The sequence below is a fragment of the Sulfitobacter sp. JL08 genome, from assembly GCF_003352045.1.
Classification (GTDB): domain Bacteria; phylum Pseudomonadota; class Alphaproteobacteria; order Rhodobacterales; family Rhodobacteraceae; genus JL08.
Window position 1 is genome coordinate 3,435,493 of record NZ_CP025815.1, and the last position, 10,816, is coordinate 3,446,308.

The 10,816-nt window shown below is 59.3% G+C and carries 10 protein-coding genes; 2 read left to right on the top strand and 8 right to left on the bottom strand.

Features of this window, described 5'->3' with window-relative positions:
• Position 1: 1 nt before the first annotated feature.
• Positions 2–1,192 (bottom strand): biopolymer transporter ExbB, encoded by a 1,191-nt coding sequence (locus tag C1J05_RS16955; RefSeq protein ID WP_114871280.1) that lies wholly within the window; start codon positions 1,190–1,192, stop codon positions 2–4.
• A 70-nt stretch (positions 1,193–1,262) separates the two neighbouring features.
• Positions 1,263–1,793 (bottom strand): gamma-glutamylcyclotransferase, encoded by a 531-nt coding sequence (locus C1J05_RS16960; RefSeq protein WP_114871281.1) that lies wholly within the window; start codon positions 1,791–1,793, stop codon positions 1,263–1,265.
• Positions 1,794–1,869: 76 nt separating this feature from the next.
• Between C1J05_RS16960 and C1J05_RS16965 the strand changes: the two genes are divergently transcribed.
• Complete coding sequence (locus C1J05_RS16965) at positions 1,870–2,859, top strand: DUF2125 domain-containing protein (RefSeq protein ID WP_205388981.1); 990 nt, start codon at positions 1,870–1,872, stop codon at positions 2,857–2,859.
• On the opposite strand, the gene C1J05_RS16970 is transcribed toward C1J05_RS16965, so the two are convergent.
• The 6 genes from C1J05_RS16970 to C1J05_RS16995 form a co-directional block, all read right to left on the bottom strand.
• Positions 2,856–3,647 carry an extensin-like domain-containing protein gene (locus tag C1J05_RS16970; protein WP_114871283.1) on the bottom strand — a complete coding sequence of 264 codons (792 nt, stop codon included), beginning with the start codon at positions 3,645–3,647 and terminating at the stop codon, positions 2,856–2,858. The genes C1J05_RS16965 and C1J05_RS16970 overlap by 4 nt on opposite strands.
• Positions 3,644–4,564 carry a prephenate/arogenate dehydrogenase family protein gene (locus C1J05_RS16975; RefSeq protein WP_114871284.1) on the bottom strand — a complete coding sequence of 307 codons (921 nt, stop codon included), beginning with the start codon at positions 4,562–4,564 and terminating at the stop codon, positions 3,644–3,646. Before C1J05_RS16975 ends, C1J05_RS16970 begins: the two co-directional genes overlap by 4 nt.
• Positions 4,561–5,646: a histidinol-phosphate transaminase gene (gene hisC, locus C1J05_RS16980; protein WP_114871285.1), complete on the bottom strand. Its 1,086-nt coding sequence runs from the start codon at positions 5,644–5,646 to the stop codon at positions 4,561–4,563. Before hisC ends, C1J05_RS16975 begins: the two co-directional genes overlap by 4 nt.
• Positions 5,647–5,766: 120 nt before the next feature.
• Positions 5,767–6,387, bottom strand: coding sequence for a 30S ribosomal protein S4 (rpsD, locus tag C1J05_RS16985; RefSeq protein WP_114871286.1), 621 nt, complete (start codon positions 6,385–6,387; stop codon positions 5,767–5,769).
• Positions 6,388–6,545: 158 nt separating this feature from the next.
• A complete protein-coding gene (locus tag C1J05_RS16990; RefSeq protein WP_114871287.1) occupies positions 6,546–7,610 on the bottom strand; it encodes a Hint domain-containing protein in 1,065 nt (354 codons plus the stop codon).
• 145 nt (positions 7,611–7,755) lie between these two features.
• The gene (locus tag C1J05_RS16995) at positions 7,756–10,266 is read right to left on the bottom strand and encodes an adenosylcobalamin-dependent ribonucleoside-diphosphate reductase (protein ID WP_114871288.1); all 2,511 of its coding nucleotides are present in this window, start codon (positions 10,264–10,266) and stop codon (positions 7,756–7,758) included.
• Between the two features lie 118 nt (positions 10,267–10,384).
• Between C1J05_RS16995 and C1J05_RS17000 the strand changes: the two genes are divergently transcribed.
• Entirely contained in the window at positions 10,385–10,816 is a 432-nt protein-coding gene (locus C1J05_RS17000) for a DUF1489 family protein (protein ID WP_114872408.1), read from the top strand.

Here is a 10,816-nt window from a genome sequence, read left to right on the forward strand (position 1 = left end):
GTTATTTCTCCTGCGGGTCTGTGGGTTTGCGCATCCGCACCAGCGAACGCGATTGCGTGATCGCCCGGCTAAGCGATGCGATATCTGTGCGCAGTTCCGACATCGCTTCCTGACGGCCCGCAGAAATCTCTTCCAAAATACGCAACATCTGCACGTCGATCGACCGCAGGCGCATCCGGCTTTCCGCGTCCAGCCCTTCTCCGGGGCCGTGCGCGATCATCATTTCGATCAGACGCTCCTGCCCGTCCGCGACGCGTTCCAGCGCGGCTGTGGCACTGGCGCCTCCGTCCATCTGCGCGGTCAGTCCCTGCATCGCATCCGCCACAGACCCCAGCTTTTCATCCACCATCGACCGGCTGATATCGGACTGGGTGAACATCTGTTGCAGCGCTTCCATCTGTTCGTTCAGGTTTTCCAGAACACCCGCCATCACGCCGTGATCACCGCCGCCTTCGTCGCCGGATGAAAATCCGACACGGGTGATCGAAGACAGCCATTCTTCCAGTTCGCGGTAAAACCGGTTCTGGCCATGACCTGCGAACAGTTCCAGCAGCCCCACGATCAGCGATCCGGCCAGACCCAGCAAAGACGACGAAAACGCAACGCCCATGCCGCCCAACTGGTCCTCCAGACCTGTCATCAGGCGATTGAACACCTCGACCCCGGCCTCGCCTTCTTCGGGGGCAAGGCTGCGGATCGTATCGACCATCGCCGGAACCGTGGTTGCCAATCCGTAGAACGTGCCCAAAAGGCCAAGGAAAATCAGCAAATTGACGATATAGCGCGTGATCTCGCGGGCCTCATCGATCCGTGTTGCAACGGAATCAAGAATGGACCGGGTCGAAGATGCGCCCACCTGCATCCGCGCGCCGCGGGTGCGCAAAAGGGCCGCCAACGGTGCCAGCATCGGGGGCGCCTTGACGTTCTGGACCATCACATCGCTGGCAAAACTTTCGATCCAGCGCACCGATCCGATCAGTTGCAACACCTGCCAGAAACAAGACACAACCCCGATCAGGAACACCATCAGAATAAAGCCGTTCAGATAGGGGTTGGCCTGAAACACCGGCAAAACACGCGGCAATGCGACAAACGCGCCAAAGCCGGACAGGCCCAGCACGATCAGCATCAGCAGGATCTGACGAACGGGTTGTGAAAACTGGGGTCTTATATCACGGCCTGTCGGCGCCATCTGATGCGGTCCTGACACTTGTTCTGCTCTGCCCGAACCCTACAGATAAACGGCAGGCAGCGCCAAGGGTTTATGTGGCCAGCGCACGGACCCGCCGCGACAGCCATTCCAGATCGGGATCGTGCAGGCCAAGACCCAACAGATGGTCCCATGTATTGTACAGATATTCGGTATTGGGGCCACGCCCGCCCACAGCGCGCGCAATGATCTGGGCCTGCTCCTCAAGTGGCAGGTTACCGCAATACTGCACATGATCCGCGTCGATCACATAAGCCACCGCCGTCACCTGACGACCATCCTGCAACGTCACATCCAGCATCTTTTCAAGATAGGCTGACGAGATCAGTTCGCGTTCGCGCAAATATGTCAGCACGGCCTCGTCCTGCCCGTCCGGAACGGCCAGCGCAACGCCTTCGCATCTTGCATTTTGCACCTCGTCCAGCGCCAGAACCAGCCCGGGCTCTGCCTCGCTTCCGCGGTGGTGGATTGATCGCATACAAAATGAGCGCGCATAGTTATGCAGCGTCGCCATCTGTTGCTCTGCCACGTCAAAGCCGGGATTCCAAAGCAGTGATCCGTATCCGAATACCCAGAGTGTCATGTTGCTGGCCCTTCCCTGTCAGCGCCTATAAATAACAATCCGACGGCAGGGAAAAGGTGTGCAAGTGAAGTTGATCGTGAAAATTCTTGTTTTGGCGGCGGTGCTTTGGTCCGGGTACTGGGCTTTGACGGCCTATGGGATCCGCAGCGGACTGGCGGCATGGTTTGATGGCCAGCGCGCCAACGGATGGCAGGCAGAATACGCCAACGCCACGACAACCGGCTATCCGCTAAGGGTAACAACGGCGCTGGACCAGCCAGCACTGGCGGATCCGGGCACGGGCGTTGCGTGGCAGGCAGATGATCTGACACTCAGTGCACCAACCTGGTGGCCCGGGCATGTGACGATCACCTTTCCGCAGACGCCCCAACGCCTGTCCTATCTGGATCAGTCACTGGATCTGACAACGACAGAGACAACAGCCAGCTTGCGCCTGAAACCGGGCACTCAGCTTGAGGTTCAGGACCTGTCGCTTCTGGCAGGACAATGGGGGGTCGTGCAAGAAGGCGGCACCCTGTTCGGGGCATCCGATCTGGTCATTTCGGCGCAACAGACCGAGCGCCCTGAACAATACCGGATGAACATGTCTGCCACCGGCTTTCAGCCCGGCAGCATCCCGCGCGCCGCGATGCGGTTACCCGATTCCTGGCCTCTGGTCTTTGATACACTGGCATTGGACATGACGGTCACGTTTGATCGCGTCTGGGACAGGACAGCGCTGGAACAGTCACGCCCGCAACCGCGCGCAATCGCGCTCAAGCTGCTTGAGGGCCATTGGGGCGAATTGCGGTTGCTGGCCACAGGCGCAATTGACATTGATGCCGGCAGCATGCCGACCGGACAGGTCGCAATCAAGGCCGACAACTGGCGCGACATGCTTGCTCTTGCCAAACAGTCCGGCAGCGTGTCGCCAAAGATCATCGACGCTACAGAAGACGTGGTGGGATTGCTTGCAAAACTCAGCGGCAACAGCGAAACGCTGGATGTGGAACTGGGTTTGCGCGACGGCTACATCTTTTTGGGCCCGGTTCCGGTTGGCCCCGCCCCAAGATTTTTCCTGCGCTAGCGGCAAAAGGTTCCGCTGCGATACCGCGCGGTATCGAAATGGAAATGGTCCTGATGAAACCTGTCGGCTTGCGGGCCAAGAACCGTCCCAAAGGGACCGCACGCCGCCTTGTGCATCTTGCGCATTGCGCGGCTGGTGCTGTCATCACGCCACCCTTTCAGCACCGTGATTTCGGATCCGTCCTGCATCACAAACCCCGAGATGTCGATTGCCCGGCCTTTACCGTGCTCTGAAATGCGTGTGCCCCGCTGGCTGTTGCGTGTCCGGCACGCATAGTGCGCCGCCACCTTGATCTGGGCGACATTCCCACGTGACTTAAGCGCGGGTGTCAAACCTTTGTCGACCCATTTGCGCAGGGCTTGCGCCGTGGGGCAATCGATCAGCGCCGCCTGGCTTAGCACGATCCCCGAAACCGACCGGATGCGCACCGCATCCTTGATACCGCATCCCTTGGTTTCACTGGGCACAAAGCCGACAACTTCGCCCTGAAGCGCGGTTTCACCGCACATTGCCCCCTTTTTCAAGGCACGGCGCTTGCCCATGACCTTTTGTTCCAGTTCGGGCGAACGGGCAAACGGGCGCAATGAAATCGGAAGGTCTATCGTCGCCAATCCCACATTGCGCGTTGCAATGATCTGTTCCGAAACCGGCCGCAATTTGGGGCGCACCGGTACGGGGTCAGCACGCACCGGATCAAAACTGCCGCGCGCGACCGGACGCGGCGACACGTCCGGGGCAGCCTGTGCCAGACCGGCCCACAGCATAAGGATGAAGATCAGGCCCTTCATGATTTCTTTTTGGCGCGGCCGAAATCCGGTGCATCCGTATCCTGACCCGCTTCGACAATGCCGCGTCTGATGCTGCGCGTGCGGGTGAAATACGCATGCAAATGCTCACCATCGCCCATTCGGATTGCACGTTGAAGCGCGAACAGCTCTTCGGTGAAGCGGCCCAGAATTTCCAGCGTTGCGTCTTTGTTGTTCAGAAAAACATCGCGCCACATGGTCGGATCGCTGGCCGCAATGCGCGTAAAATCACGGAAACCCCCGGCAGAAAACTTGATCACTTCGCTATCTGTGACGCGTCGCAGATCATCGGCCACGCCGACCATCGTGTAGGCAATCAGGTGCGGTGCGTGCGACGTGACGGCCACAACCAGATCGTGATGATCCGCATCCATCGTTTCGACATAAGATCCCAGACCCAGCCACAAATCGGTCAGACGCTGAACCGCATCGGGATCAGACCCTTCGATGGGAACGATCAGGCACCACCGATTGTCAAAAAGTTCGGCAAATCCGGATTCCGGGCCGGAATGTTCCGTACCTGCCAACGGATGCGCGGGTACGAAATGCACCGCGTCCGGAATGTGCGGCTGAACCGCGTTGATGATCTCGCGCTTGACGGAGCCGACATCGGTAACCGTGGCCCCCGGCTTTAACGCCGGTGCAATTTCCTCGGCAGCTGCGCCCATGGCACCGGGCGGCACGCACAGAACCACCAGATCCGCATCCTTGACGGCGTCAACCGCGCTGTCGCACACCCTGTCACACAGGCCGATGCGGCGCGCGGTTTCTCTGGTTTCCTGCGATCTGGAATAACCGGTCACTTCCCGCGCCAGCCCGGCCCGTTTGATCCCCCAGAACATCGAAGACGCGATCAATCCCAACCCGATCAGTGCGATGCGGTCATAAATCACGCTCATCTTGCGCCCCCTTTGAACTGTCCCACAGCATGGGCAACACGCCGGCAGGCGCGTTCGTCTCCGACGGTAATCCGCAAACAATTGGGCAGCTTGTAACCGGCCACCTGACGCACAATCAGCCCCTGCGATTGCAGGTAGGCATCACAGGCCTGCGCTTCTTCCTGGGATGCAAAGCGTGCCAGAATGAAATTGGCGCAGGATGTATCAGACGGCACACCGTGTTCTGCCAGCGCTTCGGCCAGCCAGGCACGCCAACGGGTGTTTTCAGCGCGGCACTGATTGGCGAACGAAACATCACGGATCGCAGCTTCGGCCGCGGCCAGCGCGGCATTTGACAGGTTGAACGGTCCGCGCACGCGATTGAGAACGTCGATGATGCCAGCAGGGCCATACCCCCAACCGATACGCAATCCGCCCAAACCGTAAAGCTTAGAAAAGGTGCGCGTCATCACGATATTCTCGTGACGGTCCACCAATGCAGCGCCGCCGTCGTATCCGTCAACATATTCAGCGTAAGCCCCATCCAGCACCAGCAGCGTTTGCGCAGGCAGACCATTGGCCAATCGTTCGATTTCGGAAATTCCGATCATCGTTCCGGTGGGATTGTTCGGATTGGCAATAAACACCAGCTTCGTGCGATCTGTACAGGCCGCCAGAATTGCCTGCACATCTGTCACCCGATCCCGTTCCTTCACCTCAACCGGTGTGGCGCCGGCAGCCAGCGCGGAAATCCGGTACATCGCGAAACCGTGTTCCGTGTGAATAACCTCGTCCCCCGGGCCGGCATAAGCCTGACACAGGAACGCGATGATCTCGTCAGATCCCGCACCGCAGATTATGCGGTTCGCATCCAGGCCCAGAACCTCGGCGATGGCCGTGCGCAGGGCCAGATGATCACTAGACGGATACCGGTGCAGATCATAGGCGGCGCGACGGTAGGCATCCGTCGCAGCATCTGACGCCCCCAACGGGTTTTCATTCGATGACAGTTTGACGGCGTTCGACATGCCTTCGACATGCGCGGCCCCACCCTGATACAGGGCAATCTTCATTATTCCCGGTTGCGGGGTGATTTTTGTCATGCGGCAGCATCCTTGTTACGCGCCGTTCTTACAATGGAAATCCGGCAATGCCATCCCAAAACGGAAAAAGGCCGCGATGGTAATCCATCGCGGCCTTTGTAATGCGTTACGCAGAAACGGTTAGTTCTTGGCGTAAAATTCGACCACGAGGTTTGGTTCCATGATGACCGGATAAGGCACATCACCCAGGCTGGGCGTGCGCACGAATGTCGCGGTCAGCTTGTTTGTGTCGACGTCCAGATAATCCGGCACATCGCGCTCGGCCAGCTGGATCGCTTCCAGAACCGCCGCCATCTGCTTGGAGCGGTCACGCACTTCGATCACGTCGCCCTCTTTCACACGGTAGGACGGGATGTTGACCTTTTTGCCGTTCACGCGGACATGGCCGTGGTTCACGAACTGGCGCGCCGCAAAGACGGTGGCCACAAATTTCGCACGATACACAACCGCATCCAGACGACGTTCCAGCAGACCGATCAGGTTTTCACCGGTGTCACCTTTGACGCGCTCGGCTTCTCCGTAAATGCGGCGGAACTGTTTTTCTGTCAGATCGCCGTAATAGCCCTTCAGCTTTTGCTTGGCGCGCAGCTGGATGCCGAAATCGGACAATTTGCCCTTGCGGCGCTGGCCGTGCTGGCCGGGGCCGTATTCACGGCGATTGACGGGGGATTTGGGGCGACCCCAGATGTTTTCGCCCATCCGGCGGTCAAGTTTATGTTTGGCAGACGTGCGTTTTGTCACGGCTGATCTCCTTCTTAAGACGACGCCGAGGGACCGGCGACTATGAAGGGCGTTGTCCTCTGGGTTTTCCCCGACAGGCATCCCCTTGCGGGGGCCACCAACACCAATGAAGCCGCGCTTATACGCGCGCCCAAGACAGAGTCAACACCCTGTCCGCGTTATGCCGCGCTATGGGCCAGTATGGCCGCTTCGGACGTCGAAAGATTGCGCCGTGCATAGCTGCCATAGGTGTGGGGATCATATTCAAGATCGGGGTATTCTGATAGCAAACGCACACGATCCCCGTGTTCCAGCGTCGAAAGCGCCGTATTCGCCGGATGAAAGCTTTCGGTTTCCACGCCATTGGCCCAGATGACCTGATGGCGCGGCAGCAGAAGGTGGATATAGGTTACTTCCCGCACAAAAAGATCAACGGAAATGGTGTTGCCGTTGATCAGATCCTTGGCCGATACCAGCACCTCGGGCGTGTTGAACAGCGCCTGCGCGATATCGCCCTTGATCAGCATGCGATGTTCCGGCGACACCAGAAATTCCTGATCCGGCCGCTCGACACCCAGTGCGCCGGCCCGGATCCGGATCGGGCGCAGTTTGGGCATTGCAAAAAGCCGCGCGCCCGTCATCCGGCGGCTGCCGATCCATGCGATATCCTGCGCGCCATTGTCCTTGGTGCTCACCCGGTCGCCTTCGCGCAACTCTTCCACGCGGCGCGGTCCGTCTGGTGTTTCAATCCGCGTACCGGGGGTAAAGCAGATCACCCCGCCCGTCGCCGGCCCCATCGGACTCATCATCGAAGTATCAAGCGTGTGGTGCACGATCCACAGATCGGTATTGCGCGGCGGCATTTCGTCCAGAAACATCAACAGCGGGCGCGCGCCCGGGCCAACTTCGATCACTGTCACCGTGTAGCTTTGCGCCCCGTCCGTCACGACAAAACTGCTGTCCATCAGCGGCTCGTCCACCTCGATCTCGTCCAGATTTGACGTGTGGGAAACGGCCGCGCCTACCAGCTTGCGCACCATATGTGCCGCCCGCTTGCGCAGGTTTGTCTCTCCGTCCGCCCGATCCAGCCGCAAAAGGTCCGATGGTCCGTCCACACGCACCGCGTCTCCGCGCCACGCCCACGCCGCCCCCACAGTCAGCGACTGTACAGGGGCCGCTTCAAGCCCATCCACCTCGGTCTGCGACCAGGATATGACAAACGTGCCTCGAAAGCCCGTCTTCATCGCCTGTATGTCCGCCTCGTCTTTTTTTATTGAAAAGACCCTAGCGCAAGTGATTCGTCGCGAAAAGTCCGGATTTGTGTCAGAAATCAAAGGTGTTGCGCGGATGCCTTAATGCGGCGTGAGGTTCAGGTCTGTCACATTGCCCTCATCCGCATTTGGAATGGCCGCAGGCGCCGCAGGTCATGCACCCTTCCTGCATGTGCATTTCGAACTGGCCGCAACTCGGGCACGCCTTGCCGCGCGGCGCATCCAGCCCCACAACCTTGGCCTTCGGGTCCACCTTCAGCCCCATGCCTTCGCCGGCGATGAACCCTGTCGCGATCATATGCTGTTCGATCACGCCGCCGATCGCTGCCAGAATGGACGGGATGTATTTGCCCCCCATCCACGCGCCACCGCGCGGATCAAACACCGCTTTCAGTTCCTCCACCACGAAAGATACATCCCCGCCGCGCCGGAATACGGCCGACACCATCCGCGTCAGCGCCACGGTCCACGCGAAATGTTCCATATTCTTGGAGTTGATAAACACTTCGAACGGACGGCGATGGCCGTTGATGACGATATCGTTGATTGTGATGTACAGCGCGTGTTCGCTGTCGGGCCATTTCACCTTGTAGGTGTTGCCCTCAAGCTCGCTGGGCCGGTCCAGCGGTTCGGACATGTAGATCACATCGCCATGCGGCTGCTGCGGTTCGCCCGGGTCCGAGGTGATGACTTCGGGGGCATCATTTGATCCAAACAAAAGCCAACCAGCATCGATGTTAAATGCGTTTGCAACAGCTTCTGCGCCCTCCTTGGATAACTGCTGGTCGACATTCGGCGTTACCCAGTTGGAGTACCTGCTGCGAGCAACTCCAATGGCTTCAGCCGCTTCTTTCTGTGTTTTGAAACCCGCCTTTTCCTGCGCCCATTTCAACCGCTCGGCAGATGTTGCGAGGTCCGGCAAATCCTTCATTTGTCCAGAAATACTCAAAACCGATCCCGTCACATCATTCGGCCGGTATGTGGTGCATCCCTTGCACCCGCTGTCCCACGCCGCCATGTAGACGTCCTTGAACGCCTCGAACGAAATATCCTCGGGGCAGTTGATGGTCTTGGAAATCGATGAATCGACCCATTTCTGCGCCGCCGCCTGCATTTTCACATGATCCAGAGGCGCCAGTGTCTGGGCGTTCACGAAATACTCCGGCAGATCCGCATCACCAAATTTCTCGCGCCACATCCGCACCGCGTAATCCACCACTTCCTCTTGCGTGCGCGAACCGTCCTTTTGCAACACCTTGCGGGTGTAGGCATAGGCAAAGACCGGTTCGATCCCGGAACTGACATTCCCCGCATAAAGGCTGATCGTTCCGGTCGGCGCGATACTGGTCAGCAGCGCATTGCGGATACCATGTGCGCGGATTGCATCGCGCACATCATCGTCCATCGCCTGCATATGGCCGGTCGCAAGATATTTTTCCGCGTCAAACAATGGAAATGCGCCCTTTTCCTTGGCCAGTTGCACTGACGCCAGATAGGCGGCGCGGGCGATCGCGTGCAGCCAGTCCTCGGTCTGGCGCGCCGCCTCGTCCGAACCATAGCGCAAACCCACCATCAAAAGCGCATCGGCAAGCCCGGTCACACCCAGCCCGATCCGACGTTTGGCCTGTGCTTCCCGCGCCTGCGCCTCAAGCGGGAACTTGGACACATCCACGACATTGTCCATCATCCGCACGGCGGTGGCGACCAGATCGGTCATCGCGGTTTCGTCCAGCGCGGCATTTTCCCCGAACGGTTCCGATACCAGCCGCGCCATGTTGATCGATCCCAGCAGGCAGGCGCCATAGGGCGGCAGCGGCTGTTCCCCGCACGGGTTTGTTGCGGCGATGGTTTCGCAATAGTTCAGGTTGTTGGCCGCATTGATCCGGTCGATAAAGATCACGCCCGGTTCGGCATAATCATAGGTCGATTGCATGATCCGGTTCCACAGATCGCGCGCCTGAACCGTGTGATAGACCTTGCCATCAAACTGCAAATCCCAGGGGCCGTCGGTCTTGACCGCGTCCATGAATGCATCGGTGATCAGAACCGACACATTGAACATGCGCAACCGTGCCGGATCGGATTTGGCGGTGATGAAATCCTGAATGTCGGGGTGATCGCAGCGCATCGTCGCCATCATCGCGCCGCGGCGGCTGCCCGCCGACATGATCGTGCGACACATCGCATCCCACACATCCATGAACGAAAGCGGGCCGGATGCATCCGCCGAAACGCCCAGAACATCGGCGCCTTTGGGGCGGATGGTGCTGAAATCATAACCGATGCCGCCACCCTGCTGCATCGTCAGCGCCGCTTCTTTCAGCATTTCGAAAATGCCGCCCATGCTGTCAGGGATCGTGCCCATGACAAAGCAGTTGAACAGGGTCACGCGCCGCGCCGTGCCCGCCCCGGCGGTGATACGACCGGCGGGCAGGTATTTGAAATCTTCCAAAGCGGCGTAAAACTTGTCTTCCCACGCCTTCGGGTCGTCCTCGACCTGCGCCAGATCGCGGGCAATCCGGCGCCAAGTGTCTTCCACTGTCAGATCGCGCGGCGTGCCGTCACCGTCCTTGAAACGGTACTTCATATCCCAGATTTGCTCGGCAATGGGGGCAGCGAAACGGGTCATCGGGCGATTCCTTCGGGATGGCGGGCGTACACCTTACCGCGAACAGGCCAATCTGCACAACAGTTTGCACTGGCTCTGGAATGACCTACTATATGGGGTGTGGCTTGGGGACGACTCTGTGGATAAGTACGTAAATCTTATAAAATTGTCGGTCGGCACCGAAAATGTCGAGGATCTGGCCGACTGGCACCGCACCAAGCGGGCGCAGACCACCGATGGTTTGCCGCGCCACGTTACCCGCATGTGGCCCAAACGCGAGGCCGAGATCCTGAACGGCGGATCGATCTATTGGGTGATCAAGGGGCTGATCCAGTGCCGCCAGCGCATCCTGCGGCTGGACGAGGTGATCGGTCAGGATGGCATCCGGCGCTGCGCCATCGTGCTGGAGCCTGAGTTGCACCGCACCCAGTCGGCCATTAAACGTCCGTTTCAGGGCTGGCGCTATCTGCCGCCCGGCGACGCGCCGCCCGACCTGCCCAAAGGGCGCAAGACCGAAGAGGTTCTGCCACCGGAACTGAACCGCGCGCTGGCCGAAATCGGGGTGCTTTAG

What these genes read in the sequence shown, in the direction of transcription:
- C1J05_RS16955 (WP_114871280.1), bottom strand. Translation starts at nt 1,192, where the DNA reads ATGGCGCCGACAGGCCGTGATATAAGACCCCAGTTTTCACAACCCGTT.
- C1J05_RS16960 (WP_114871281.1), bottom strand. Translation starts at nt 1,793, where the DNA reads ATGACACTCTGGGTATTCGGATACGGATCACTGCTTTGGAATCCCGGC.
- C1J05_RS16970 (WP_114871283.1), bottom strand. Translation starts at nt 3,647, where the DNA reads ATGAAGGGCCTGATCTTCATCCTTATGCTGTGGGCCGGTCTGGCACAG.
- C1J05_RS16975 (WP_114871284.1), bottom strand. Translation starts at nt 4,564, where the DNA reads ATGAGCGTGATTTATGACCGCATCGCACTGATCGGGTTGGGATTGATC.
- hisC (WP_114871285.1), bottom strand. Translation starts at nt 5,646, where the DNA reads ATGACAAAAATCACCCCGCAACCGGGAATAATGAAGATTGCCCTGTAT.
- C1J05_RS16990 (WP_114871287.1), bottom strand. Translation starts at nt 7,610, where the DNA reads ATGAAGACGGGCTTTCGAGGCACGTTTGTCATATCCTGGTCGCAGACC.
- C1J05_RS16995 (WP_114871288.1), bottom strand. Translation starts at nt 10,266, where the DNA reads ATGACCCGTTTCGCTGCCCCCATTGCCGAGCAAATCTGGGATATGAAG.